At 71.2% G+C, this 26,101-nt stretch carries 22 protein-coding genes and 1 pseudogene; 11 read left to right on the top strand and 12 right to left on the bottom strand.

Features of this window, described 5'->3' with window-relative positions:
* The first annotated feature begins 214 nt into the window (after nucleotides 1–214).
* On the top strand, nucleotides 215–733 hold the full coding sequence (locus NZH93_RS17590) for a hypothetical protein (RefSeq protein ID WP_259624179.1): 519 nt from the start codon (nucleotides 215–217) through the stop codon (nucleotides 731–733).
* Between the two features lie 82 nt (nucleotides 734–815).
* Nucleotides 816–2,135, top strand: a complete 1,320-nt coding sequence (locus NZH93_RS17585) for a DUF4032 domain-containing protein (protein ID WP_259624178.1) — start codon at nucleotides 816–818, stop codon at nucleotides 2,133–2,135.
* Here the strand turns inward: NZH93_RS17585 and NZH93_RS17580 are convergent.
* Nucleotides 2,097–3,731 carry a glycoside hydrolase family 13 protein gene (locus NZH93_RS17580; RefSeq protein WP_259624177.1) on the bottom strand — a complete coding sequence of 545 codons (1,635 nt, stop codon included), beginning with the start codon at nucleotides 3,729–3,731 and terminating at the stop codon, nucleotides 2,097–2,099. The genes NZH93_RS17585 and NZH93_RS17580 overlap by 39 nt on opposite strands.
* A gap of 160 nt (nucleotides 3,732–3,891) precedes the next feature.
* On the opposite strand from NZH93_RS17580, the gene NZH93_RS17575 reads away from it, so the two are divergent.
* Nucleotides 3,892–4,896, top strand: coding sequence for a phosphotransferase family protein (locus NZH93_RS17575; RefSeq protein WP_259624176.1), 1,005 nt, complete (start codon nucleotides 3,892–3,894; stop codon nucleotides 4,894–4,896).
* Between the two features lie 7 nt (nucleotides 4,897–4,903).
* The gene (locus NZH93_RS17570; RefSeq protein ID WP_259624175.1) at nucleotides 4,904–6,274 is read left to right on the top strand and encodes an MATE family efflux transporter; all 1,371 of its coding nucleotides are present in this window, start codon (nucleotides 4,904–4,906) and stop codon (nucleotides 6,272–6,274) included.
* Here the strand turns inward: NZH93_RS17570 and NZH93_RS17565 are convergent.
* Nucleotides 6,261–7,922 carry an NPCBM/NEW2 domain-containing protein gene (locus tag NZH93_RS17565; protein ID WP_259624174.1) on the bottom strand — a complete coding sequence of 554 codons (1,662 nt, stop codon included), beginning with the start codon at nucleotides 7,920–7,922 and terminating at the stop codon, nucleotides 6,261–6,263. The two genes, NZH93_RS17570 and NZH93_RS17565, sit on opposite strands and share 14 nt — an antisense overlap.
* 248 nt (nucleotides 7,923–8,170) lie before the next feature.
* On the opposite strand from NZH93_RS17565, the gene NZH93_RS17560 reads away from it, so the two are divergent.
* Nucleotides 8,171–8,881, top strand: a complete 711-nt coding sequence (locus NZH93_RS17560; RefSeq protein WP_259624173.1) for an NAD(P)-dependent oxidoreductase — start codon at nucleotides 8,171–8,173, stop codon at nucleotides 8,879–8,881.
* Nucleotides 8,882–8,924: 43 nt separating this feature from the next.
* Nucleotides 8,925–9,296: a winged helix-turn-helix transcriptional regulator gene (locus NZH93_RS17555; RefSeq protein ID WP_259624172.1), complete on the top strand. Its 372-nt coding sequence runs from the start codon at nucleotides 8,925–8,927 to the stop codon at nucleotides 9,294–9,296.
* 16 nt (nucleotides 9,297–9,312) lie between these two features.
* Here NZH93_RS17555 and NZH93_RS17550 read toward each other — a convergent pair whose 3' ends face one another.
* Nucleotides 9,313–9,792, bottom strand: coding sequence for a winged helix-turn-helix transcriptional regulator (locus NZH93_RS17550; protein WP_259624171.1), 480 nt, complete (start codon nucleotides 9,790–9,792; stop codon nucleotides 9,313–9,315).
* A 90-nt stretch (nucleotides 9,793–9,882) separates the two neighbouring features.
* On the opposite strand from NZH93_RS17550, the gene NZH93_RS17545 reads away from it, so the two are divergent.
* From NZH93_RS17545 to NZH93_RS17535, 3 genes are all read left to right on the top strand, one after another.
* Nucleotides 9,883–10,719, top strand: coding sequence for an SDR family NAD(P)-dependent oxidoreductase (locus NZH93_RS17545; protein ID WP_259624170.1), 837 nt, complete (start codon nucleotides 9,883–9,885; stop codon nucleotides 10,717–10,719).
* A gap of 42 nt (nucleotides 10,720–10,761) precedes the next feature.
* Entirely contained in the window at nucleotides 10,762–11,394 is a 633-nt protein-coding gene (locus NZH93_RS17540; RefSeq protein ID WP_259624169.1) for a uridine kinase family protein, read from the top strand.
* A 381-nt stretch (nucleotides 11,395–11,775) separates the two neighbouring features.
* Nucleotides 11,776–14,040 (top strand): M4 family metallopeptidase, encoded by a 2,265-nt coding sequence (locus NZH93_RS17535; protein ID WP_259624168.1) that lies wholly within the window; start codon nucleotides 11,776–11,778, stop codon nucleotides 14,038–14,040.
* Between the two features lie 47 nt (nucleotides 14,041–14,087).
* Here the strand turns inward: NZH93_RS17535 and NZH93_RS51455 are convergent, their stop codons facing one another.
* Both NZH93_RS51455 and NZH93_RS51450 read right to left on the bottom strand, forming a co-directional pair.
* Complete coding sequence (locus tag NZH93_RS51455; protein ID WP_259624167.1) at nucleotides 14,088–14,735, bottom strand: response regulator transcription factor; 648 nt, start codon at nucleotides 14,733–14,735, stop codon at nucleotides 14,088–14,090.
* 31 nt (nucleotides 14,736–14,766) lie between these two features.
* A pseudogene (locus NZH93_RS51450) lies at nucleotides 14,767–15,447 on the bottom strand (sensor histidine kinase); the annotation flags it as partial.
* A gap of 590 nt (nucleotides 15,448–16,037) precedes the next feature.
* Between NZH93_RS51450 and NZH93_RS17520 the strand changes: the two are divergent.
* Entirely contained in the window at nucleotides 16,038–16,376 is a 339-nt protein-coding gene (locus NZH93_RS17520) for a hypothetical protein (RefSeq protein WP_259624166.1), read from the top strand.
* Between the two features lie 40 nt (nucleotides 16,377–16,416).
* On the opposite strand, the gene NZH93_RS17515 is transcribed toward NZH93_RS17520, so the two are convergent.
* Nucleotides 16,417–18,102: a carbohydrate-binding module family 20 domain-containing protein gene (locus NZH93_RS17515; RefSeq protein WP_259624165.1), complete on the bottom strand. Its 1,686-nt coding sequence runs from the start codon at nucleotides 18,100–18,102 to the stop codon at nucleotides 16,417–16,419.
* Nucleotides 18,103–18,283: 181 nt separating this feature from the next.
* On the opposite strand from NZH93_RS17515, the gene NZH93_RS17510 reads away from it, so the two are divergent.
* Nucleotides 18,284–19,276 (top strand): LacI family DNA-binding transcriptional regulator, encoded by a 993-nt coding sequence (locus NZH93_RS17510; protein WP_259624164.1) that lies wholly within the window; start codon nucleotides 18,284–18,286, stop codon nucleotides 19,274–19,276.
* Here NZH93_RS17510 and NZH93_RS17505 read toward each other — a convergent pair.
* From NZH93_RS17505 to NZH93_RS17480, 6 genes are read right to left on the bottom strand one after another with little or no spacing between them, the layout of a single operon-like run.
* Entirely contained in the window at nucleotides 19,273–20,022 is a 750-nt protein-coding gene (locus NZH93_RS17505) for a nucleotidyltransferase domain-containing protein (RefSeq protein ID WP_259624163.1), read from the bottom strand. The two genes, NZH93_RS17510 and NZH93_RS17505, sit on opposite strands and share 4 nt — an antisense overlap.
* 10 nt (nucleotides 20,023–20,032) lie before the next feature.
* A complete protein-coding gene (locus tag NZH93_RS17500; RefSeq protein ID WP_259624162.1) occupies nucleotides 20,033–22,033 on the bottom strand; it encodes a glycoside hydrolase family 31 protein in 2,001 nt (666 codons plus the stop codon).
* Between the two features lie 16 nt (nucleotides 22,034–22,049).
* Nucleotides 22,050–22,856, bottom strand: a complete 807-nt coding sequence (locus NZH93_RS17495) for a carbohydrate ABC transporter permease (protein ID WP_259624161.1) — start codon at nucleotides 22,854–22,856, stop codon at nucleotides 22,050–22,052.
* Nucleotides 22,853–23,767: a carbohydrate ABC transporter permease gene (locus NZH93_RS17490; RefSeq protein WP_372506665.1), complete on the bottom strand. Its 915-nt coding sequence runs from the start codon at nucleotides 23,765–23,767 to the stop codon at nucleotides 22,853–22,855. The genes NZH93_RS17495 and NZH93_RS17490 overlap by 4 nt, the downstream gene beginning before the upstream one ends.
* Nucleotides 23,764–24,996 (bottom strand): ABC transporter substrate-binding protein, encoded by a 1,233-nt coding sequence (locus NZH93_RS17485; protein WP_259624160.1) that lies wholly within the window; start codon nucleotides 24,994–24,996, stop codon nucleotides 23,764–23,766. Before NZH93_RS17485 ends, NZH93_RS17490 begins: the two co-directional genes overlap by 4 nt.
* A 27-nt stretch (nucleotides 24,997–25,023) precedes the next feature.
* On the bottom strand, nucleotides 25,024–26,025 hold the full coding sequence (locus NZH93_RS17480) for a LacI family DNA-binding transcriptional regulator (RefSeq protein ID WP_259624271.1): 1,002 nt from the start codon (nucleotides 26,023–26,025) through the stop codon (nucleotides 25,024–25,026).
* Between the last annotated feature and the right edge of the window lie 76 nt (nucleotides 26,026–26,101).

Here is a 26,101-nt window from a genome sequence, read left to right as displayed (position 1 = left end):
CTCCAGGCTTGTCCTGCGTGAGGGACGTTACGAGAACCGGCCGAAGGACGGTGGACTGTACGTTCGCGGTCTATGCGTGACGTGCAATGGCACCAAGCAGAGGAAGCACGAGGCCGCGTACGTCGCCTTTGCTCGTGCCCAAGCACCGCTGTGGACTCGCAACCTCGGCCTGGCCCTACCGCGCCGCGGAGCCTTGGTCGACGGGGAGTTCCGCTTGGGCGCGGTCGCCCGCGTCATTCTCATCGGCATGTTCGCGCTGAACCCGAGGTTGCGCGTTCTCTTCACCACTCTCGCGGATTCGCTCGTGACCGAGGCGCCGGAAATCGATCTTCCGCCGAACGTCAGTCTGCGACTGGCCCTGCTGCGCGGTCCGAGTGCCCGGATCGGCGGAGGTGACTCCGGACAGTTGATCGGACAGGACTACAGGGGCGAGCCTCTGGGATTCGTCACGTTCGGGGGCGTCTATTTTCCGCCGTTCGCCTGGCACCTGGCGTCCGACAAGTGCGCGCTGCTCGACCACGAGGGGTGGGCTGACGTGTCGCACTGGCTGAATTTCGATTCGATGAGCGAGCAACGGCTGGCCACCGCCTGCGACCTGACACTCCCGTTCGTTACCCACCCCATGCAGCACCCCACGCACAAGAAGTCGTGGTTGATGTTGTACGCCGCCGGGATCACGGAGATCGTCGAGTCGACGGATCTACCTCGGTCCCTGCTGAGTCGACTCAGGTAGAGACTCGTACGCGCTGGCAAAGGCCGAGCCGTCGGACTGATTCCACACCACCCTGGACTCCCGCCCGGCGAAGGCGCATCGTGTGCGGGACGCGGTTCGGTGGCACGACCTGGAGTGGCTGATGCGCTACCTGTTCCGGCCACCCGCGGGTGACGCGGCCGGCCTGTTGGCGCTGCCGTGGGAGCAGCCGCTCGAAGAGTGGGACGAGAGTTTGCTCTTGGACGTGCCGCAGCGGGGGATTTCGCGGCACGTGGTGCGGTTCGTGGCGTGTGACGGTGGGGTGTACGCGCTCAAGGAGATCGCCGAGGCCCTGGCGCGTCGGGAGTACGCGTTGCTGACGGGGTTCGAGGAGGACGGGTTGCCGTCGGTTTCCGTGCTGGGGTTGTGCGTGGACCGGCCGGACGACCAGCAGGCGATCCTGGTAACCCGGTACCTCGAGTACTCGATGTCCTACCGGTACCTGTTCTCCAGCCCCAGGCTGGAGCACTCCGTCGAGCGGCTGCTCGACCCGCTGGTGGAGCTGCTGGTCCGGCTGCACCTGGCGGGGATCTACTGGGGTGACTGCTCGCTGTCGAACACGCTGTTCCGGCTGGACGCGGGGAACCTCGCCGCGTACCTGGTGGACGCCGAGACGGCGGAGCGCCACGCGAGCCTGTCGGCGGCGCGGCGCGAGTACGACGTGGACCTGGCCGCCGAGAAGGTGGCCGGCGAGCTGATGGACCTCAGCGCGGGCGGGCTGCTGCCGGACGGGATCGATCCGATCGAGGTGGCCGAGAAGCTGCCCGCGCGGTACGCGGACCTGTGGGACGAGGTGACGCACGAGGACGTGTTCCGCCTGGACGAGCAGCGGTACCGGGTGGCGGAGCGGTTGCGGCGGTTGAACGACCTGGGGTTCGACGTGGGCGAGGTCGAGTTGGTGACGTCGCCGGAAGGTGCTCGGCTGCGGGTGGACATCCGGGTGGCCGAGCCCGGTCAGCACCGGCGGGAGCTGTTCCGGTTGACCGGACTCGAAGTGCAGGAGGGGCAGGCGCGGCGGCTGCTCAACGACCTGCGGTCGTTCCGGGCGTACCTGGAGCAGCGCGACGGCCGACCGGTCGCGGAGACCACGGCCGGGCACCACTGGCTCAACGAGGTGTACCGGCCGGTGGTGGACGCGATCCCGCCCGACCCCACGGGGCGGCGGCCACCCGCGGAGATCTTCCACGAGGTGCTGGAGCACCGGTGGCTGGAGTCGGAGCGGGCCGGCCGCGACATCGGCACCACCGCGGCCGTCCGCTCGTACCTGGAGAACGTGACCCCCGAGTTCGGCGGGGTGACGGCGGGCGGCCACCTGGACCGCGGGATCCCGCTGCCCGCCACCGCCCTACTCGACGAGCCAGACGGCGGCGTCGACGGGGAGTAGACCCGCCGGGGCCGGGGAGGTGCTGGCCAGCAGGACCCGAGGCCCGGCGGGCAGCGCGACGGGCTCGGTGCCCATGTTGACGACGCAGGTGAAGCCGGGGGAGCGGTCGAACGCGAGCACGCCGGGCCCGAGGTCGTCGCGGAACCGGAGCGACCCGTCGCCGAGCGCCTCCGTGTCGTGGCGCAGGCGCAACGCCGTCCGGTACAGCTCCAGCGTCGACTCCGGGTCGCCGGTCTGCGCCGCCACCGACAGCGGGCCCCAGTCGGCGGGCTGCGGCAGCCAGGTCGTGGCGCCGGGCCCGAAGCCGTACGGGGGAGCGTCACCCGACCACGGCAGCGGCACGCGGCAGCCGTCGCGGCCCCGGTCGGTGTGCCCGGAGCGCTGCCACGTGGGGTCCTGGAGCACCTCGTCCGGCAGGTCCTCCACCTCGGGCAGCCCCAGTTCCTCGCCCTGGTAGAGGTACGCGCCGCCGGGCAGCGCCATGGTGAGCAGCACGGCGGCACGGGCCCGGCGGAGCCCGAGCGCGAGGTCCGCGTCCGGGTCGGTGGTGCTCCGGCCCGCGACCTGCCTGCGGCGGGCGTAGCGCGAGACGTGCCTGGTCACGTCGTGGTTGGACAGCACCCAGGTCGGCGGGGCGCCCACGGCGGCGTGCTCCGCGAGGGTCTCCTCGATGGCGTCGCGCATCGCCGCGGGCAGCCACGGCGTCGTGAGGTAGGTGAAGTTGAACGCCGTGTGCAGCTCGTCGGACCGCAGGTACCGCGACAGCCGGTCGGGCTCGTCGACCCACGCCTCGGCGACGAAGACCCGCGGCGGGTCGTACTCGTCCGCCAGGGCGCGCCACTCCCGGTACACGTCGTGCACCTCGTCGCGGTCCCAGTGCGGGTGTGCCGTCCACGGCGGGCGCACGAGCCGACCGTCGACCTCGACCCGCTGCGGTGGGTACCGCCGCTCGCCGACGTCCGGCAGTCCCGGTTCCTTGACCAGCGAGTTGGCCACGTCGATGCGGAACCCGTCGACGCCGCGGTCGAACCAGAACCGGAGCGTCTCGGCGAAGTCGGCCCGCACGTCGGGGTGCTCCCAGTTGAGGTCCGGCTGGCCGGGGTCGAACAGGTGCAGGTACCACTCGCCGTCGGCGACCCTCGTCCACGCCGGACCGCCGAACACGCTGCGCCAGTCGTTCGGCGGCAGCGCGCCCCGGCCGCGGCGGAACAGGTAGCGGTCGCGCGCGGGTGTTCCAGGAGCGGCGGCGACGGCCTCGCGGAACCACGGGTGTTCGCTGGAGGTGTGGTTGGGGACGATGTCCAGCAGCACCCGCAGTCCGCGCTCGTGCGCCTCGCCGATCAGGAGTTCGGCGTCGGCGAGCGTGCCGAAGCGGGGTTCGACGGCCCGGTAGTCGCTCACGTCGTACCCCGCGTCGACCATGGGCGACGGGTACCAGGGGTTGATCCAGAGCGCGTCGGCGCCGAGCCCGGCGATGTGGTCCAGCCCGGCGCGCAGCCCGCTGATGTCGCCGAGCCCGTCACCGTCCCCGTCCGCGAAGCTGCGGATGTAGACCTGGTAGATCACCGCGTCGCGCCACCACTCCCGCTGAGCCACGTGCTGCCCCCTCCTCCGGTCGTCCGCCGTCGATCGTGCCCCCGCAAGGCTCCCAGCGCTCGCCGACCGCGCGTCGGGAAGACTGTGGAAGCGCTCCCACGTTCGCGGTAGGTTCGTCGGCGGGACGGCCCTCCCGGCCGGGGTTCGAAGGAGTACCGCGATGGAAGCCGTGACCGAGAGCATCACCAAGAACCGGCAGCCGCTCGACGTGCTGCGCGCGATGGTGGTGCGCGCCTACGGCGAGGACCGGGCGCCCGACGGTGACGACTGGGCCGAGGAGATGATCCACGGCTGGTTCAACGTGGCGTACCGGGTCCGCCTGCGCGATGGCGAACCCGTCGTCCTCAAGATCGCGCCGCCCGCGGGGGTCGAGGTGATGACCTACGAGCGCGACCTCATGCGGACCGAGGTGACCGCGCTGGCCCTCATCCGCGAGCGCACGAGCGTCCCCGTGCCCGCCGTGCACTTCCACGACGACAGCCGCGAGCTGTGCGACGCCGACTACTTCTTCATGGAGTTCGTCGAGGGCGACAACCTGGGTGTCAACAGGGACAGCGTGCCCGAGGCGGAGAGGGAAGCCCACAACGAGGCCATCGGCGCGTTCAACCGCGAGCTGAACGGGATCAAGGGCGACCACTTCGGCCCGCTTCGGGGGTCCTCGACGCCGGACGCCACGTGGCGGCAGGTGTTCACCGGGATCATCGAGGACGTGCTCCGCGACGGCGAGCGCCGGGCCGTCGACCTCGGCCACGACTACGACGTCTTCCGGAGGCTGCTCGCCGACCACGCGGACAGCCTCGACGAGGTGACCGAACCCGTGTTCGTCGAGTGGGACCTGTGGGACAGCAACGTCATGATCCGCGACGGCGCGCTGGTCGCCATCATCGACCACGAGCGCGCGCTGTACGGCGACCCGCTGATGGAGGCCGGGTTCGTCTCGGACAGCCTGGAGGGGTTCCCCGGCGACTCCACGAGTTTCGTCCGCGGCTACGGCCGGGCGCCGTCGACGCCCGCCGAGCTGACGCGGCGCAAGCTCTACACCCTGCACCTGCTGCTGATCATGGTCATCGAGACCGTCTACCGCGGGCACACCGACCCCTCCCAGTACGACTTCGCCCGGACCCACCTCGACGCGCTGGTGGAGACGTTCGGCGACCGGCGGTGAACGCCGGTTGAACGCCGACCAAGCCGCCGCGCTCGGCACGCGGCCAGTCGGTCCGCTGCTGTGGAGCTCGTCGTTCCAGTCGACGATCGCCGTCGCCACCTACGGGATCTACGCGCTGACCAACGCGTGGTTCGTGTCGCGCGGCGTCGGGTCGATCGCGTTCGCCGCCGTGAACCTGGTCGCGCCGGTGCTGATGATCCTCGGCGCGGTGACGACCACCGTCGGCGCGGGCGGCGCGTCGCTGGTGTCGCGCAGCCTCGGGCTCGGCGACCTGCGGCAGGCCGCGCGGGCGACCGGCACCGCGTTCGTCGTCTACTGGGCGACGGCGCTGGTGATCACGGTGGTGGGCCTGGTGTTCCTCGACCCGCTGCTGACCCTGCTCGGCGCGACGGACGAGACCCGCGGCTACGCCCACGTCTACGGCGCGGTCATCCTGGCGGGCTCGATCACCGCGACCGGGTTCTCCAGCCTGGTCCGGGCCGAGGGGCGGATGCGGTTCGCCACCATGCTGTGGGTCGTGCCGGTGGTCTGCCAGATCGTCCTCGACCCGGTGCTGATCTTCGGGTTCGACCTCGGCGTCCTCGGGGCGGCACTGGGCACGGTCGGCGGCCAGGCGGTGTCGATGGGGATGAGCCTGTGGTTCTTCTTCGTCCAGCGCGACCGCCCGTACCGCGTCGCGCTCGCCGACCTGCGCCCCCACGGGCCGACCCTGCGGAAGCTGGTCGCGGTGGGCGCGCCGTCGTTCCTCGGCGGGTTCGGCGCCACGCTGGTGGTCGCGCTCGTCAACAACCTGCTGGTGGTGCTCGGCGGTCCCGTCCTGATGAGCGCCTACGCGATCTGCGCCCGCATCGGCACGTTCGTGCTGATGCCGCAGCTCGGGATCTCCCAGGGGATGCAGCCGCTGATCGGCTACAACGCCGGTCGCGGCCTGACTGACCGGGTCGACCGGACGCGCACCCTCGCCGTGCGCGCGTCGCTCGCCTACGGAACGGTCGCCTGCCTGGCGGTCCTGGTCACCGCCGGACCGCTGGTGGGGGTGTTCACCGACGACCCCGCGGTCCGGGACGCGGCCACCGACGCCCTGCGGGTCCTCGCGCTCGCCTACCCCTTGGCGGGGGTCGCGATCCTCGTGTCGGCCTACTTCCAGGCGATCGGCCGCGCCCTGCCGTCGTACGTGATCTCGATCGGGTCGATCATCGCGATCAGGGTGCCGGTCCTGCTGGTGTTCGGCCTGTTCGGCGTCGGGTGGCTGTGGGTCAGCTTCCCGGTGGCCGAACTCGTCGCCGCCGTCGCGGCCCTGACGATCCTGCGGGTGCTCGGGGGTGACCGCGCGGCGTGGCGGCCACCCCCGTTCCGGCGTCGCGTCAGGCGCAGGTGACTGTGGCGTCCGCCCAGTCCGCGTGGTCGTACCGGGCACCGTCCACGGTCGGCAGGACGGCCAAGTGCACGTACTGCTGGCCGGTCACGTTCGCCGTGATCCGCTTGGCCGCGTCGGTGCCGCGCACCACGCCGCTGGTGGCGACCTGCCCGCCCCCGGCCCACACCTCCAGCGTCACGCTGCCGTTGTCGCCGGTCTCGTCGTCGAGCCCGACCCACGCCTGGAAGCTCGTGCACCGGCCGCCGAGGTAGTAGCGCACCTCGCTGCGGGCGTGCACGCCGATGCCCCGCGCGTACGTGGTGCCGCCGATGGTCAGCGTCCGGCCGTCACCCCCGGCCCGTTCGCCGTTGCTGCGGTCGATCTCCACCGGCCCGTAGGCGCTGGCGGCCAGGCTCGCCGACAGCGCGGACACCTGCGTCGTGCCCGCCGGGGGAGTGGCGAACGCGCCCGCGCGGCTGACGCGGTAGACCACCGTGCCGTGCGCCGGGACGGAGGCGCTGATGGCGCCGGACGTCGTCGTGACCGCCTTCGACCACAGGTCGGTCAGCCGGTACGAGGTCGCGTTGCCCAGGCCCGCGGCGGTGGCCGTCGTGCTGATCGTCGCGGCCGAGCCGTTCTCGTTGAACAGCGCCACCGCCACGTCACCGCTGTCCAGCGGCTTGGTCAGCACGTGCAGGCCGTTGGCGTTGGAGATCTCCGTGGCCTGCACGCCGAGACCGTCCTGGTCGAGCGCGATCACGTCGCGGTTGGTCAGGATCGAGTACGTCGCGTCGCTCGCCGTGCGCAGGTCCGCGCCGATCAGCAGCGGGGCGTTCATCATCGACCAGAGCGTGAAGTGGCTGCGGTACTCGGTGTCGGTCATGCCGCCGTTGCCGACCTCCAGCATGTCCGGGTCGTTCCAGGCGCCGCGCTGGGAGTCCGTCGACCGCTGCACGTTGGACTTGAAGATGTTGAGCATGCTGCCCCAGTTGTCCTCGATGTCCCCCGTGGTGCGCCAGAGGTTGCCGACGGGCTGCGCCCAGTCCCACGGCGCGTTCGACCCCCACTCGCAGATGGAGAACACGATGGGCCTGCCGGTGGCGCGCAGGGCGTCGCGCATGGTCGTGTACCGCTGCTGGGCGCTCTGCCCGAGGTGGTCGCCGCAGTTGTCGTACTTGAGGTAGTCGACGCCCCACGAGGCGAACAGGTTCGCGTCCTGCTGCTCGTGGCCGATGCCGCCGGGGAAGCCCTGGGAGTCGCAGGTCTTCGTGCCCGCGCTGGTGTAGATGCCGAACTTCAGGCCCTTCCCGTGCACGTAGTCGGCGACGGCCTTGATGCCGTTGGGGAACCTGGTCCGGTTGGGCACGAGGTTGCCGCTCGCGTCCCGGTTCGGCTCGGCCCAGCAGTCGTCGAGGTTGACGTAGGTGTAGCCCGCGTCCTTGAGCCCGCGGGAGATGAACAGGTCCGCGATGCCGCGCACCATCTGCTCGTTGAAGTCCGCCCGGCAGTGGGTGGAGTTCCAGTTGTTGAAGCCCATCGGGGGCGTTTGGACGAGGCCGTTCTCCAGCGCCGCGGCGGGGGTGGCGGGGACGACGACGGATCCGATCGCGGTGAGCAGTCCGAGCAGGGCCGAGCCGAGAGCTGTACGACGCTTCTTTGCGTGGTTCATGCAGCCTCATTCTTCGGAATCGAACAACACTGATCAGAAAAGTAAGCAGAATCATCGGACCCGAACAAGACTGGGCGGTCAAGGGCAGGTCGAGTGGATTACGCCGTGAGAACGTTCTCGGTCCGGTCAGACCGCCGTTCCGCCGCGGGCGCCTTGACTATCGTTGCGGGAACCGTGGTACCGGGAGCTAGCGTCGCGGACGGGCCGGGAAGATCACCCGGCCACCACGTCCTACTGGGGGTACCACGGTGAGCAAGATCGTCGTTTTCGGTGCTGGAGGCCGGGGCGGCCGACGTTCGGTCGAGGAGGCGCTGTCCCGCGGCCACCGGGTGACGGCCGTCGTGCGCGACCCGGCGAAGTACGCGGACCTGGCTACGAGCGGTGCCGTCATGGTGGCGGGCGACGTGACGGACGCCGACGCGGTCGCCGTGGTCGCCGAGGGCCACGACGCGGCCATCGTGTCCGTGTACCGCGCGGACGTGCCCGCGGACGAGTTCTACGGCGCCTGCGCGAAGGCGATGCTGGCCGGACTGGGCAAGGCGGGCGTCGGCCGGATGGTCGTGCTCGGCATCGGCACCCTGCTGGAGACCGCGCCCGGCGTGCGGTTCATGGACCAGCCGGGGTTGCCGCCGCCGTTCAGGCCGTTCAACCTCGGCCGGGCGGTCGAGCTGGAGGTGCTGCGCACCACCGAGTCGGACGTCGACTGGGTCGTCGTGGCGGCGCCGCCGACCCCGTTGGACGACGAGGCGCCGCGCACCGGCCGCTACCGCACGACCGGCAACGAGCTGCTGCCCTACGACGACGGCGACGGCCCCACGTTCGACTACCCGTACGACGACCGCGGCCCGCGGTTCACCTTCAGCGACCTGGCCGTGGCGCTGGTCGACGAGGCCGACAACCCGGCGCACCACCGGGAACTCGTCGGCGTGACCCACCCGGACGCGAGGGGGAAGGCTTGACGGACAACGGGTTCCCGTGGTGGTGACCACGTATCCTGGTGGTGTGAGCGAGCCACTGGACCCGACCATGTTCCACGAGTGCCAGGACGTCCCGGTGCCGGTCCGGGTCGGCGACAAGTGGACCGGGAAGATCCTGGTGTGCTTGAAGGACGGCAAGCGCCGCTTCTCGGAACTCCAGGTGCCGCTGCGGGGGATCACGCCGAAGGTGCTCACGGAGTCCCTCCGCGCGATGGAGCGCGACGGGTTCGTCGTGCGGCGCGCGTATCCGGGGGTGCCGCCGCGGGTCGAGTACGAGGTCACCGATCTGGGGCGCACGCTGCTGGAGCTGATGGAGACGACCTGCCAGTGGACGGCGACGCACCTCGCGGAGGTGCTCAACGCCAGGCAGGCCTACCAGGAGCGCACAGCTTCCTAGGTAGGGCCGTCGTTGATCAGTCCGAGTAGCGGTCCCGGAAGGGGGCGCTGGCGGCTGGGCCCGCGGTGAAGACGTAGTCGTCGCCGTCGACCCGGCGGCCGGTGGTGCGGTCGACGAGGACCGGGTCGGCCTCCTCGCCGGTGGTGGCGTCTACCAGGATCATGCTGCGTTCCGACGGGGCCAGTCTGGAGTTGCCCCACGCGGCCAGCGCGACCACGATCGGGCGCAGGGAGCGGCCGAGGTCGGTGAGCACGTACTCGTGCCGGACGGGGTTGGTCTGGTAGGGGCGCTTGTCCAGCACTCCGTTGGCCACCAGGGTCTTCAGCCTGCTGGTGAGGATGCTGGTGGAGATCTTCGTGTTCGCCTGGAACTGGTCGAAGCGGCTGTAGCCGTCGAAGCAGTCGTGCAGGATCAGCAGGGTCCACCACTCGCCGACGTAGCCCAGCGCCGTGGACAGCGGGCATTCGCGGTCTTCCAGCCTGATCTTGGCGACCACGGTCGCCTCCTTCCGCAGAGTCGATTCGACTTTAGCAGTCACTCGTGCCTAGAGTGACTGCTAAGAACGAAGTGACTAGGAGGGATCCGCATGAGGACCTGGTTCATCACCGGCGGCACGCCCGGCGGCTTCGGTGCCGCGTTCGCCGACGCGGCACTGCGGGCGGGTGATCGCGTCGTGCTCACCGCGCGCCGGGTCGAGCCCCTGCGCGAGTGGGCGGAACGGCACGGCGACCGCGTGCTGGTGCTGCCGCTCGACGTCACCGACGCCGGGCAGGTCGACGAGGCCGTGGCGGCGGCCGTCGCCCGCTTCGGCGGCATCGACGTGCTGGTCAACAACGCGGGCCGGGGCTGGGTCGGGTCGGTCGAGGGCATGGACGAGAAGGCGGTGCGGGACTCGTTCGAGCTGAACTTCTTCTCGGTGCTGGCCGTCACCCGCGCCGTCCTGCCCGGCATGCGAGCCCGCGGCGACGGGTGGGTCGTCATGATGTCCTCGGTCGCGGGCCTGGTGGGCGTGCCCGGCTTCGGGTCCTACAGCGCGGCGAAGTTCGCGGTGGAGGGGATGACCGAGGTCCTGCGCCACGAGGTCGAGCCGCTGGGCGTCAAGGTGCTCGCCGTGGAGCCCGGCGCGTTCCGCACCGCCGCCTACGCGGGCTTCGCCACCGAACCCGCCACCGAGTCCATCGAGGACTACCGGCCGCTGCTGGACTCCGTGACCGCGACGATGGTCGACCAGCACGGCCACCAGCCCGGCGACCCCCGCCTCGGCGCGGAAGCCGTGGTGCGGGCCATCTCCAGCGCCGACCCGCCCCGACGGCTGGTGCTCGGCGGCGCGGGCCACGACCGGGTCGTAGCGGGCCTGGAGGCGACCCTCGCCGAACTCCGCGCGCACGAGGCCGAGTCCCGAGCGGTGGACTTCCCGGTGTGAGGTCAGGGCTATCGTCGAGTCGGGTGGGCGAGGAGGTCCTGAGTGCGGCTGCATCCCGGTGAGGTCCAGGCCTCGGGGTGGCGGGTCGAGGAACCCGCCGCCCTGGTCGGACGGTTGCGCGCGGCGGCGTCCGGCGTCACCGGGCGTCCGCTGGTCGTCGCGGTCGACGGGCGCGGCGGCGCGGGGAAGTCCACCTTCGTCGAACGGCTGCGCGCGGTCGTCCCCGCGTCCGCGGCGGTGCACACCGACGACGTCGCCTGGCACCACGCGTACTTCGACTGGGGCGGCCTGCTGGTCGAGAACGTCCTGCGGCCCCTCCACCGCGGCGAGGCGGTGGAGTTCCGGCCGCGCGCCTGGATCGAGCGCGACCGTCCCGGCGCGATCCGCGTCCCGTCCGGGGTGGACGTCGTGTGGGTCGAGGGCACCGGGATCATCCGCGAGGAGTTCGCCCCGTGGGTCGACGCCTCGATCTGGGTGCAGGGCGACCTGGACGAGCAGGAGCGGCGGCTGGTGGCGCGCGACGGCGACTCCCCGGCCCAGCGGCGGCACGTCGCCGCGTGGCTGGCCGAGGAACTGCCCCTCCTGCTCCGCGAACAGCCGTGGCGAAGGGCGACGGTCGTCGTGGACGGCACGGCACCCGGTGTCGGGATCGCCACCGCCCCTCCGGTCCCCTGAAACCCCGCCACCCGCACGCCATTTCCCCGAAGAGCGGCGACTTGTCCTTTTTCGGTTCTTTTGGCACCGCCTGACGGAATGGCGAATGGCCCACTGTTCCGCATTGCCCCCATTGGCGTATTTCCAAGGAAGGATTCCGGGTGCACGCTTCGACCTGGCGCGTCGTGCCTGGTCATCACCGTGATGGCGGGAACGGTGGCGCCTTTTCGCGTCCGAATGACGACCGTGTTGCGAGGTGTTAAAAAGTTAGTGCGGTCGTCTGTTGTCCATTCGACGTCGGTGGACGGATCCTGATTCCGTTCTCGGAACACCTCACCCCCGAACACGATCCTCCCCTGTCACGACCTGGGTCGTGCTCGCCCTGCATGAGGAGATCCACCGATGGAGTTCAGACGTCCACTCGTCCTGGCCGCGACCGGTGTCGTGGTCGCGGCACTGGTCACCCCGACAGCCGCCCAGGCCCAGCCCGCTCCCACCGCCCAGAGCGCCGAGGTCCAGGCCGCCTCCGCGGCGAGCGCCCTCGTCGCGGCGAAACCCGAAGTTCTGCACGCGAGCGCTGACGACGTGTTCGTGCAGCACCCGGTCATCTCGTCGACCGACGGCCTCAAGTACGTCCCGTACGACCGCACCTACAAGGGGTTGGCGGTGGTCGGCGGCGACTTCGTCGTCGTCACCGACTCGGCGGGCCAGGTCCTGACGACCTCGGTCGCGCAGGACACCACCATCGCGCTCGGCACGACCACGCCGACGGTGTCCAAGGCCGCGGCCGAGGCGACCGCCCGACAGCAGATGTCCACTGTGGACAGCGTCGGCGGCGCGCAGCTCGTGGCGTACACGGTCGGCACGCCGAGGCTGGCGTGGAAGAGCTCCGTCGTCGGCCGCGGCGCCGAGGGCCCGAGCAAGCTCGACGTCGTCGTGGACGCGATGACCGGCAAGGTGCTGACCACGCAGGAGCACGTCCTGCACGGCACCGGCTCCAGCGGCTGGAACGGCCCGGTCACCATCAACACCACGCACGTCGGCAGCACGTACTCCCTCAAGGACCCGTCGCTGACCAACGTGAGCTGCCAGGACGCCGCCAACAACACGACGTTCAGCGGCACCGACGACGCGTGGGGCAACGGCACCGCCACCAACCGCGAGACCGGCTGCGTCGACATCCTGTTCGCCGCGCAGACCGAGGCCAGGATGCTCACCCAGTGGTTGGGCCGCAACGGTTTCGACGGCTCGGGCGGCGGCTGGCCGATGCGCGTCGGCCTGAACGACCAGAACGCCTACTACGACGGCAGCCAGGTCCAGATCGGCCACAACTCGGCCAACCAGTGGATCGGCTCGCTCGACGTCGTGGCGCACGAACTGGGCCACGGCATCGACGACCACACCCCCGGCGGCATCTCGGGCAGCGGCACGCAGGAGTTCGTCGCCGACGTGTTCGGCGCGTCCACCGAGTGGTTCGCCAACGAGTCCTCGCCCTACGACACCCCGGACTTCCTGGTCGGCGAGACGATCAACCTCGTCGGCAGGGGCCCGATCCGCAACATGTACAACCCGTCCGCGCTCGGGCACGCCAACTGCTACTCCAGCTCCGTCCCCGGCTCCGAGGTGCACGCCGCCGCCGGTCCCGGCAACCACTGGTTCTACCTGCTGGCCAACGGTTCCAGCCCCACCAACGGCCAGCCCGCCAGCACCACGTGCAACGGCTCGGCGGTGACCGGTCTCGGCGTCCAGACCGCGATGAAGATCTTCTACAACGCGATGCTGGTCAAGACCTCCGGCAGCTCGTACCTGAAGTACCGGACCTGGACGCTGACCGCCGCGAAGAACCTCTTCCCCGGTAGCTGCGCGGAGTTCAACACCGTCAAGGCGGCGTGGGACGCGATCAGCGTGCCCGCCCAGTCGGCCGACCCGACGTGCAGCGCGACCGGCACCGTCACCGTGGCGAGCCCCGGCAACCAGTCCACCGCCGTCGGCACCGCTGTCAGCCTCCCGCTCTCCGCGAGCGGCGGCACCGCGCCGTACACCTGGACCGCCACCGGCCTGCCCGCCGGTCTGTCCGTCAACTCCGGCACCGGCACCATCTCCGGCACCCCGACGACCGCCGCCACGTCGTCCGTGACCGTGACGGCGACCGACAGCGCGAGCCGCAGCGGCTCGGCGTCGTTCACCTGGACCGTCGGCACCACCAACGGCTGCTCCGGCCAGAAGCTGCTCAACCCCGGCTTCGAATCCGGCGCCACCTCGTGGACCGCCAGCAGCGGTGTCATCGGCCAGCACGCGGCCGACGGCCAGGCGGCGCACGGCGGCACCTGGAGCGCGTGGCTGGACGGCTACGGCAGCACCCACACCGACACCCTGTCCCAGTCGGTGGCCATCCCGTCCGGCTGCCGGGCCAGCCTGACGTTCTACGTCCACATCGACTCCGCGGAGACGACCGGCACCACGGCCTACGACAAGCTGACCGTCGCGGCGGGCACGACGACCATCGCCACCTACTCGAACCTCGACAAGGCGACCGGTTACGCGCTGAAGACGATCGACCTGTCCTCGTACGCGGGCACGACGGTCGCGCTGAAGTTCACCGGCGTGGAGGACAGCTCGCTGCAAACGTCCTTCGTGGTCGACGACGGGGCGGTGACGCTGAGCTGACGCCACGGCGCGGCGGCGGGCACCCTCACGCCCGCCGCCGCGCCGTCCTACCGGACGATGCCGTGCTCCCAGGCCCACGCGGCGATCTCGACCCGGTTGCGCAGGGACAGCTTGTCCTGGATGCGGCCGAGGTGGGTCTTGACGGTGCTGAGCGACAGGTTCAGGTCCGCGGCGACCTCGTTGTTCGTCCAGCCGCGCGCGACCCTCGTGACGACCTTCGCCTCCTGCCCGCTCAACCGGTCCGCGGCGGCGTCGTCACGCGTGCGGCGGTCGTGGACGTGCTCCAGCAGCCGCACGGTGACCGACGGGGAGATCAGCGACTCGCCGTGCTTCGCCGCCCGGACGGCCTCGGTGAGCAGGCGGGCACCGGAGTTCTTCAGCACGAACCCGCTCGCGCCCGCCCGCAGCGCCCCGTACACGTACTCGTCCAGGTCGAACGTGGTGACGACGACGATGTTCGTCGACGCCGTCGCCGGGTCGCGCTTGAGCGCCCTGGTCGCCTGGAGGCCGTCGACCCGCGGCATCCGGACGTCCATCAGGCACACGTCGGGCCGGAGCGCGCGCACCTGCTCGACGGCTTCCACGCCGTCGGCCGCGAGCCCCACGACGCTGATGTCGGGCTGGGCGTCGAGGATGAGCTCGAAGCCCGCGCGGATCAGCTCCTGGTCGTCCGCGACGACCACCGTCACCGTCATCCGCCGTGCTCCTCTGCCGGGCCGGGATCGAGGCGCGCAGCAACCAGCCGCCTCCTGGGAGTGGACCACTGGTCAGCTCGCCGCCGAGCGCCGACACGCGCTCGGCGAGGCCCAGGACGCCGAAACCGCTCGGCCGGAACCGGGTTCGGCCCGAGCGGGCGCCGTCGTCGCGGACGAGCACCACCAGGTGGTCGTCGTCGGGTTCGATCACCACCTGGACGGCCGTGGCGGAGCGGGCGTGCTTGCGGACGTTCGTCAGCCCCTCCTGGACCACCCGTTCGACCGACTTCGCCAGTTCCGGCGACCAGGCGCCCGCGTTGACGCCGCCCGCCACCTCGAGGGTCGCCGGCGGGGTGAACCGGCCGACCTGCTCGCGGATGGCGTCGAAACCGCCGGTGCCGGGCGGCCGGTCGGGGCCGCCCTCCCGCAGCAGGCGCACCATCCGACCCATCGCGACCAGGCCCTCCTGGCCGGTCCGCTCGATGTTGCCGAACAGGTCCCGCCCCTTCGGGTCGGTCACGACCGCTTCGCCCGCCTGGGCCTGGACCACCATCGCCGTGACGAAGTGGGCCACGTGGTCGTGCAGGTCCCGCGCGAGTTCCAGGCGTTCGGAGCGGCGGATCCCCTCCTCTTCGGACCTGCGGCGGGCGTCGAGCGACCTGAGGTGCAGGCCCGCCGCCAGGAACGCGATCGGCAGGATCCCGGCCCACACCTCCAGGTTCTCCACCAGCGGCAGGGTCGCGGCGGGCGCCAGCCGCCGGGGCAGCAGGGCGATGGCGGCGAGGACCGGCAGGACACCCGGCACCAGCAGCCCGACCGGCAAGCGGCGGGCGTAGGACAGCAGGACCAGGAGCAGGGCGGACAGCTCCAGCAGGCCCGGCGTGCGCTGGAGCACGGAGGTCTCGGTCAGGTGGGTGGTGGCGAGCGAGCCGACGGCCGCCAGGGTGCCCAGGCCCAGCGCCCGCACCGGGTGGCCCGCCGCGGCCTGGCCCCGGACCGCCCAGGCCAGCAGCCCCGCGAGCGCGGCCGAGACCAGCAGGGTCTGGCCGGACGGCGTGCGCGGGTTGAGCGTGGCGAGGTCGGCCAGCGCCAGTCCGGCCAGCGCGAGACCGGGGACCACGACCCACGGGGTGGAGGGGTGCAGCTTCACGACGGGGAACGCTACCGGCGGCCCCGACCGTCCCGTTCAGACTTTCGGTCGAACGTCGTGGTCGCGGTCCGTACCGATGGCCGACACCGCGGCACGGCGGTCGCGTCCAGGATCGTGGTGCCGAGAAAACCCGACAGGAACGGATTCCCCTGATGACTCGACTCGCCCTGCTGGCGCCCGTGCTCGTGCTGACCGCGTGCTCGCTCACCGGCTGCGGCCTCATCGGCAGTAGCTGGGACGTGCGCGTGGAGGTGCACGGCGAGGGCACCGCCGACGTGAACGCGGAGTTCGCCGGGGAGGATGCCGGGCCGAAGGCGGTGACACTGCCGTTCGAGGAGAGCCGGAACGTGGGGTTCGGGTTCAACTACGTCTTCGTCGACAAGGCCCCGCCGGGCACGGTGTGCAAGATCTTCGTCGACGACGTGCTGCGGGAGGAGAAGACCGTGGACGAGAACGGCAAGACCAGGTGCTACGCGAACAACCAGGACTGAGCCGGTGGCCCCGTCCACAGTGGACGGGGCCACCGGGCCGTCAGTTCCGCCAGGTGTCGTTCAGGGTGGCGGGTGACGTGGCGGTGCGGTTCGCGCCGCTCTCCCACGTCACGGCGCCGTTCGACTCCTTGCGCAGGTACTTGTACTGGAACGCGGTGCCGTTCGGCAGCGACACGGACGCCTTCCACACCGGGTAGGCCGCCGAGCTCAACGGGATCGCCGCCGCCGGGTTCCACGAGCCCAGCGCCGCGTGGTCGCCGACGACGAACACGTTCTGCCCCGGCATGGTCGTGGCGTTGACCGCGAACGCGGCCGTGCCGTTGCCGGGCTGGGGGTCGGTGCCGCCGGTCGAGCCGACGTGCAGCGCGAGCGCCTCACCCGCGCCGACCGTCGCGGTGAACTGGCCGTTCGAGCCGACCGCGTAGGACACCGCGCAGCCGTCGCGCTGGACATCGCAGTAGTTCCCGGCGGGCAGCGAGGTCTGGAACGTGCGGGTGAGCGCCGAGGTCTCCTTGTTGATCGCGACGAAACCGCGCGTGCCCCGGCTGAACGAGATGGCGTTGTTGCCGTTGTCCCACCAGTTCGCCACCGCGGTGCCCGCCACCGCGTTGCGGAAGCCGACCATGTTCGCGATCTGCGGCCACTTGTGCTGGCACTTCCAGCCGTTGGCGTAGCAGGCGGCCGCGCCGGGAGGACCGGCGTCGTTGTCGGAGAACTCGTAGCCCGAGTAGACCTGCGGGGCGCCGTAGGGCCACGCGAGCATGAACACGTTGGCCAGGGTGTACGTCGAGCCGTTCTTGTAGTTGAGGGTGGAGCCGTTGCGCTCGGTGTCCCAGTTGTCGACGAACGGTCGGGCCTGGTTGCTCGCGAGGTAACCCCAGGACTGGCCGAAGTTGCTGAGGTACGAGAGCTTCTCGTTGGTGAACACGCGTTTGACGTCGTAGGCGTAGCGGAACTCGTCCACGTCGCCGGAACCGGTGTACTCGGTGGGCTGGACGGCCTCGCCCGCGCCGTAGATCACCTCGTGCACCCAGAAGGCGTTCGGGTTGCTGAGCCTGGACTTGATGGCGGACAGGTCGGCCGCGGCGATGTGCTTGGCCGCGTCGACGCGGAAGCCGTCCACGCCCATGGAGAGCAGGTTGTTCAGGTAGGCCGCGATGGTGCCGCGGACGTAGTCGCTGCCGGTGTTCAGGTCCGACAGGCCGACCAGTTCGCAGTTCTGCACGTTGTCGCGGTTGCGGTAGTCGTTGATCTGGCTGCGGCAGGAGTGGAAGTCCTGGTCGCCGTAGTAGCCGGGGTAGGTGTACTTCGAGTAGGTCGTGCCGCCGGTCCCGGTGCCCGAGCCCGCGGACATGTGGTTCACCACCGCGTCCGCGATGACCTTCACGCCCGCGGCGTGGCAGGTGTTGACCATGTTCCGGAACTGCGACTCGGTGCCGAGCCGTCCGGCGATCCGGTAGCTGACCGGTTGGTAGGAGGTCCACCACTGGCCGCCCTGGATGTGCTCGGACGCGGGGGAGACCTCGACGAAGCCGTACCCCTTCGGGCCCAGGACGGTGGTGCACTCGGTGGCCACGCGGTCGAACGACCACTGGAACAGGGTGGCGGTCACGTCCTTGGAGCCGGGCGGGGTGGCCTGGGCCGCGGGAACGGCCGACGGGATGGCTATCAGACTGGTGAGCAGGGCCGCTACCGCGAGCAGGGCCCTCCGGGTTGAGGGGACCACGTTGTCTCCTTGGGTGCAGGGTGTGCTCTACGTCATACCAGTTGCACGAGTTGCTGAAAACGTCCGCAAAGTCTTTCAGCGGGTTCGGCGGCACCCGCTCGGCAGTGCGGAGCAACGTCCGGCGGGCCCCCGAACCGCCGATCATGACCGGGGGGCTCACGCGCCCGTAGAGTCACCGGGTGTGACAGCTCGGCTCAGTGACATCGCGACCCAGGCAGGCGTCAGCGAGGCGACCGTCAGCCGGGTGATCAACGGCAAGGCGGGCGTCTCGTCCTCGACCCGGCAGGCCGTCGTGGCCGCGATGGACGTCCTCGGCTTCGAACGCCCACCCAAGCTGCGGCAGCGCAGCCAGGGGCTGATCGGTCTGATCATCCCCGAGCTGACCAACCCGATCTTCCCGATGTTCGCGCAGGTCATCGAGCAGATGCTCACCAGGGACGGCTACACGCCCGTCCTGTGCACGCAGACCCCCGGCGGCTCGTCGGAGGACCAGTTGACCGAACTGCTCGTGGACCACGGCGTCACGGGCATCGTCTTCGTCGCGGGGCTGCACGCGGACACGACCGCCGACATGGACCGGTACGTGAAGCTCGCGGGCCGCCGGGTGCCGTTCGTCATGGTCAACGGGTTCACCGACAAGGTGTCCGCGCCGTTCGTGTCCGTCGACTACCGCTCCGCCGCCCGGCTCGCCGTCTCCCACCTGGCGGAACTGGGCCACGAGCGGATCGGCCTCGCCGTCGGCCCACCCCGCTACGTCCCGACCCAGCGCATGGTCGAGGGCTTCACCCTCGCCCGGCCGGGCACGGAACTGCTGGTCGAGCACTCGCTCTACACGGTCGAGGGCGGCCAGGCGGCGGGCACCGCGCTGCTGGACAAGGGGTGCACGGCCGTCGTGTGCGGCAGCGACCTGATGGCGTTCGGCGCCATCCGCGCGGCCCGCCACCACGGCCTGCACGTGCCGCGGGATGTGTCCGTGGTCGGGTTCGACGACTCACCGCTCATCGTCTTCGCCGACCCGCCGCTGACCACGCTCCGTCAACCCGTGGACGCCATGGGCCAGGCGGCCGTGCGCGCGCTGATGGAGGAGATCGGCGGCACCCCGGCCCCGCACGCGGAGTTCGTGTTCCAGCCGGAACTCGTGGTGCGCGGCTCGACCGGGGCGAGACCCCGCTAGGTACTGGTGTCGACCAGTTCGCGCACGGCTCCGGCGATGCGCGAGGCCAGGTCGGCGTCCACCAGGCCGACCTCGGCCAGGAACGCCTCGACGGTCGCCCCGAAAGCGCGGACCAGCTCCGCCGGGTCCGTCGCGCGGACGAGGGTGGCGTCCAGCGGTGCCGTCACCTCGGCGGGCAGGTCGTCCAGTCCGCGCCCTTGAACCGCGGGCAGACCGTGCCGCAGGCAGGCGAGCGCGAGCACCTGGTCCCGCAGGCCGCTCACCATGTGCTCCGCCTGCCAGACCCGGCCGCGCGCGATGCTCGACCTCGCGTGCAGGGCGTGCAGCCAGCCCATCCCCACGAGGTCGAGCGCGTCGGGCGGCCGGGACCTCGGCACGTCCGCGGCGGTGCCGGACAGCAGCCGGAACGCCGGGCCGGTCGCGCCGAACGCCGCCGGGGGCCAGAACGACAGGTCGACCTGGAGGGTGTCGGGCAGCAGGAACACCCGGAAGAGCGCCGCCCCGCTCCGGACGTCGAGGTGGTGCACGACCTGGTGGTCCCGGTACAGGCGATCCGTCCAGTCCCGCACCACCTCGTCGCGATCGGCGTCCTCGTCCAGGCACAGCGCGAGGTCGATGTCGGACCACCGGTCCTCGCGGTCGCGCGCGGCGGAGCCCACCAGCGCGACACCGGTGATCCGGGGGTCGGCCTCCGCCGCCGACACCAGGTCGGCCCGCAGCCGTTGTCGTCCATCAGGGGTGAACACGGTCCTGACGCTAGCGGTGCACCGGCACGTCGGCGTCGTCGCGCAGGTACACCGGGATGCGCGAGCGGGGTGTGGGGGCCTCGATCGTGCGGCCGCCCAGGTGGCGTTCGCCGGTGGCCGCGTCGGTCCACGCGCTGCCCGTCGGCAGGTGGACCCGGCGGGTCTCGGCGCCGGGGTGCAGGACCGGGGCGACGAGCAGGGCCGGGCCGAACAGGAACTGGTCGTCCACCTCCCAGGCGCGCTGGTCGTGCGGGAAATCCACGAACAGCGGGCGCATCGGGGGCACGCCGGACTCGTGGGCCACGCGCATCTGCTCCATCACGTAGGGGCGCAGGCGTTCCCGCATCCGCAGCGACTCCTCGATCGAGGCCAGCGCCTCCGGCCCGTAGGACCACACCTCGTTCGGGCCGCCGGTCATCTCCGCGCCGAACTCGCCGCGCGGGTCGCGGAAGCCGTGCAGCCTGAACAACGGGCAGAACACGCCGTACTGGAACCAGCGGGTGATCAGCTCGCGGTACTCGGGCGAGTCCGGGTCGCCGCCGTGGAAGCCGCCGATGTCCGTCGTCCACCACGGGATCCCGGCCACCGCGAGGTTCAGGCCCGCCCGGACCTGCGCGCGCAGCGAGTCCCACGTGGCCGGGATGTCGCCGGACCAGACGGCCGAGCCGTAGCGCTGGCTGCCCGCCCACGCGGACCGGCTGAGCAGCACCACCTCGTCGTCGCCCTCGGCCAGCAGGCCCTCGTGGAACGCCCTGGCGTGCGCCTGCGGGTAGAGGTTGGCCACCTCGGAACCCGGACCGGCGTGGAAGCGCAGGTTGTGCGGGTGGCCGGGCTGGATCTCCGGTTCGGACGCGTCGAGCCACCACGCCCGCACGCCCTTGTCGTGGTAGTTGCGCTTCACGGTGTCCCACAGGAAGCGGCGGGCCTCCGGGTGGGTCGCGTCGTAGAGCGCGACCGGCACCTCGGCGGCGAAACCCTTGTCCTTCCACGGGGCGTGCACCGCCATGCCCTGCTCGGCGCCCACCAGCAGCCCCCGGTCGCGCAGCTCGGGGAAGTTCTCCGACAGCGGGCTCACGGTGGGCCAGATCGACACCATCAGCTTGGTGCCCATGGCGTCCAGTTCGCGGACCATGGCCTCGGGGTCGGGCCACTCGGCCTCGTCGAACCGCCAGTCGCCCAGGTGCGGCCAGTGGAAGAAGTCGGCGACGACCACCGCGAGCGGCAGGCCGCGGCCGTGGTGCTCGCGCGCCACGGCGAGCAGTTCGGCCTGGGTGCGGTAGCGCAGCTTGGACTGCCAGAACCCGGACGCCCACTCGGGGAGCATCGGCACGTGACCGGTCGCGTCGGCGTAGTGGCCGAGGATCGCGGCGGGGGAGTCGCCGGTGGTGATCCAGTAGTCGATCTGCCGGGCGTTGTCGGCGACCCAGCGGGTGCCGTTCTCGGCGAGTTCCACCCGGCCGACGGCGGGCAGGTTCCACAGGAACCCGTAGCCGCGGCTGGACAGCAGGAACGGCACGGACACCTCGGCGTTGCGCTGCACCAGGTCCAGCACGAGGCCCTTCTGGTCGAGCCTGCCGTGGGTGCGCTGGCCGAGGCCGAAGACCCGCTCGCCCTCGTACGCGGCGAACCGCTGCTCCAGCCTGCCGTACCCGCCGCCGGACGGCACGAACATCCGCGGGCCGGGCCACCAGAAGTGCGCGGGCCGCTCGGCCAGCAGTTCCTCGCCGGTGTCGGTGCGGGTGAACCGCAGCCGCGCGTCGATCCCGGTGTCGGTGTCCACGACCTCCACGGTCGCGGTCAGGGCACCGACCACCACGCTGCCCGTGCGCCCGTCGGCCGTCACGACCACCGGGGCCGGTTTGGGCGGGATGAGGGCGCCGGGCACGTCGTCGCGGATCGCGTGCTGCCCGGCCCGCACGCGCAGGCTGTCGTCGCCCCACGGCTCGACGCGCAGCACCTCGTGCCGCACCGCCACGTCGAGCGCGCGACCGTCGTCGCTGATGGAGATCATGGTGGCTCCCAAGGGGTCAGTCCTTCACGGCGCCGCTGGTGAGACCGGCGACCACGAAGCGCTGGGCGATGACGAGCAGGACGGCGGCGGGGACCGACGCCAGGACGGCGGTGGCCATGACGCCGTTCCAGTCGGCCGACTGGTTGCCGACGAACCGGTAGATGCCGACGGTGATCGGCTGGAACGACTGGCCGGTGGTGAGGGTGACGGCGAACAGGAAGTCCGCCCAGGCGAACAGGAACGAGAACAGCCCCGCTGTGACGAGCGCGTTGCGGCTGATCGGCAGGATGATGGAGAAGAACGTCCGCCAGTGCCCGGCACCGTCCACACGGGACGCTTCCGACAGCTCGCGGGGCACGGACACCATGAACGCGCGCAGCAGCAGGACGGCGAACGGGATCGTGGCCGTCGAGTCGGCCAGCACCAGGCCGAGGTAGCTGTCGATGAGCCCGAGGTTGCCGAACACCGTGTAGAGCGAGTTCGCCATCACGATGCCGGGGATCATCTGCACGATGAGCAGCGCGAAGACGATCGACGTGGCGCCGCGGACCTTGAGCTGTGCCAAGGCGTAGGAGGCCGGGGCGGCGATGATCAGCGACACCACGACGGTGCCGAGCGCGATCAGCACGCTGGACAGCAGGTGGCCGCCCTGGGTGCCGAGCGCCTTGCGGTAGCCGTCGAGGGTGCCTGCCACCGGGAACCAGTCCGGCGACGGCTTGAGCAGGGCGCCGCTGGGCTGGAATGACGCGTTGACCATCCAGTAGAGCGGGAACAGCAGGACGGCCACGACCAGCACGCCCACGAGGGTCTTGCCGGCCTTCACGACGCCGCCTCCGCCAGCGTGGACCGCAGCGAGCGCAGGTACAGCAGCCCGAAGCCGGTCGCCACCAGGATCAGCAGGTTCCCGACCGCCGCGCCCTGGCCGAACGCGAAGTCGCGGAACGACAGCGCGTAGGACCACGTGGTCAGCGTCTGGGTCGAGTTCGCCGGGCCGCCGCCGGTGACGACCATGATCACGTCGAACACCTTGATCGTGTAGACCAACCCGAGCATCAGCACGATCCCGGTGACCGGGCGCAGCAGCGGCCAGGTGATGTGCCGGAACCGCTGCCACGCCCCGGCCCCGTCCAGTTCCGCCGCCTCGTACAGGGTGGCCGGGATCGCGCGCAGCCCGCCGTGCAGCACGACCAGGTTGAACGGGACGCCGATCCAGATGTTGGTGATGATCACGGCGGGCAGCGCCCACGTCGTGCTGGTCAGCCACGGCACCGGCGCGCCCACCAGGCGCAGCAGCGCGTTGAGCACGCCGTGGTCCTGGTCGAACATCCACCGCCACACCGCGCCGCTCACCACCAGCGGCAGCAGCCACGGCAGCAGGAGCAGCGACCGCAGCGTCGCGCTGCCGAGGAACCGGCCGCTGAAGAACACCGCGAGCGCCAGGCCGATGCCGAACTGGAAGACGATCGACCCGACGGTGAACAGCACCGTGTTCAGCACCGCCGTGGTGAACAGCGGGTTCGCCAGCACGGCCGCGTAGTTCGCCAGTCCGACGAACGGCGCCTGCCCGGTGTAGAAGGAGCGCACGGTGTAGTCCTGCGCGCTCATCACGAGGTTGGCGACCAGCGGGTAGCCGAAGAACACCACCACGTACAGCAGCACGGGCGCGAGGAACGCGAACCCCGCGTAGCCGGTGCGGCGGCGTCCCGGCGACACCCGGCCGGCCGTCAGCGTCACGACCCGCTCGCCTGCTGCGCCTGGGCGAGTGCCTGCTCGGCGGGCTGCTGGCCGGTCAGCGACGACTGGATCGCCGCCGCCAGCGCCGCCGACACCTTGGGGTACTTCTCGCCGAGTTCCGCGGTGCGGGACCGTGCGGTCTCGACCTCCTCGACGAACGCCTTCATCGGCGGGTTCTGCTCGCCGAACTTCTTCGCCACGTCCACTTTGGACGGCACGTAGGCGTGGGCCTTGCTCCACTCCAGCATCGTCGGCTCGGCGAGGACGCAGGCCAGCACCTTGCCCGCCGCCTGCTGGGTCGGGCCGCCGGTCGCCGGGATCGCGCCGACCTCGCCGCCGAGCGCGACGGTGGGCTTGCCGCCCTTCTGCGGCACGGGGATCGGCACCACGCCGTACTTCAGCGACGTCTCGGCGTCCAGCCGGGCGAGGTTCCACGAGCCGTTGACCATCATGGCCGCGTTGCCCGCCACGAACTGGTCCGCCACGTCGTTCTGGCTCCAGTTCACCACCGACTTCGACGCCGCGCCCGCGTTCACCAGCTCGGTCACGTACTTCAGCGCCTCCACCGACTTCGCCGAGTCCAGGTGGGCCAGGTCGGCGCCGTTGCTCCAGAAGAACGGGAGGAACTGCCAGGTTCCCTCCTCCGACGGCAGCGCCGAGAACGCGAGCCCGTACTTCCCGTTACCGCTGAGCTTCGTCGCGGCGACCTTCAGCTCCTCCCACGTCGTCGGCGGCTGCACGCCCGCCGCGGTGAGCAGGTCCTTGTTGTACATCAGGGCGAGCCCGTTCACGCCGGGCGCGAGGCCGTACACCTTGTCCTGGTAGGTGCCCGCCTTGACGATGCTGTCGTAGTACCCGTCGGTGGCGATGCCGTAGTCGGTCAGCGGTGTGAGCGCGCCGGTCGCCGCGACCTGCTGGAGCGTCGGGTTGTCGGTGAACAGCAGGTGCGGCAGCGTCTTCGAACTGGCCCCCTGCAACACCTTCGGCAGCATCTGCGCGGCCGGGATCGCCTGCCGCTCGATCTTCACGCCGGTCTGCCGGGAGCACGCGTCGAGGATCTTCTGCCACGCCTCCGAGCCCTGCGCGTCGGCGTAGTAGTCCAGTTCGGTGATCGTCGTGGCCGCTTCCCCGGTCCCTCCACCGGGAGCGGGGGCGGGGGAGCAGCCGGTCATCGCCAGTGCCAGCAGTGCGGTCGCGGACAGCGTCCAGCCGCGCTTGGTCGTGCTCATCGGAACTCCTAGGAACGAGGTGGGGGCTCAGACGTGCGTCGTGCTGCCGCGCACGGTCAGCCTGGGGGCGAGCAGACGGGTCTCCGCGCTGGTGTGGCCGCCCAGGCTGCGGACGGTCATCTCCACGGCGAGCGCGCCGACCTCCTCGGCCGGGATCGCGACCGTGGTGAGGGCGACCGGGTGGTTCTCGGCCATGCTGTCCGGGCAGACCGCGACGACCGACACGTCCTCGGGCACCCGGCGGCCGCGGTGGCGCAGGTCCGAGAGGACGGCGGGCAGCACGGCCTCGTTGTGCACCACCAGACCCGTGACGTCGGGGTGCCGGGCGAACAGCTCGTCCAGCCCCGAGCTGACCGCGTCGTAGGAGTGCTGGCACGACCGCGGCACGGCCTTCACCCGGCGGGCGCGAGCCGCGTCGGTGAAGCCGCGCAGGAAGCGCGCCGCGTAGCTGGTGCCGCGCCGGTACACCGCGGGGGAGGGGCCGACCAGCGCGATGGAGCGGTGGCCCAGGTCGGCCAGGTGGCCCACGCAGACCGCGCCCGCCGCGGTGAAGTCGAGGTCCACGCACGGCAGCCCGCTCGGCGAGTCCGGCGCGCCGATCAGGACCACCGGCCGGTCGAGCGCGAGCAGCATCGGCACGCGCGGGTCGTCGCTCTCCACGTCCATGACGATCAGCGCGTCGGCCAGCGCCGAGGACGCGACCCGTTGCAGCGCGGCGGGGCCCTCGTCCTTGGTGAGCAGCAGGACGTCGTGGTCGTGGTCCCGCGCCGCCTTCACCACCGAGGCGACGAACTGCATCACCACGGCCACGTTGAGGTCGGTGCGCAGCGGCACGACGAGCGCCAGCACGCTGGTCCTGCTGCTGGCGAGCGCCCGCGCCCCGGCGTGCGGGTGGTAGCCGAGCCTGCGGATGCTCTCCTCGACCAGCCGCTTCGTCTTCGGCGAGATCGAGCGCTTGCCGCTGATCACGTACGAGACCGTGCTGGGCGCGACACCCGCCGCACGGGCGACCTCGTGGATCGTGACCATGGCGTGCTCCTCGTCGTCGAAGCGCATCGATTTCGTTCGAAGGTAAGTGAAGCGCCAGTTCCGCACAACCTTTTTC

Origin of the sequence: Umezawaea endophytica, from assembly GCF_025061645.1 — a bacterium.
In the GTDB taxonomy this organism is placed as follows: Bacteria; Actinomycetota; Actinomycetes; order Mycobacteriales; family Pseudonocardiaceae; genus Umezawaea; species Umezawaea endophytica.
This window is presented reverse-complemented; position numbering and strand designations above follow the sequence as displayed.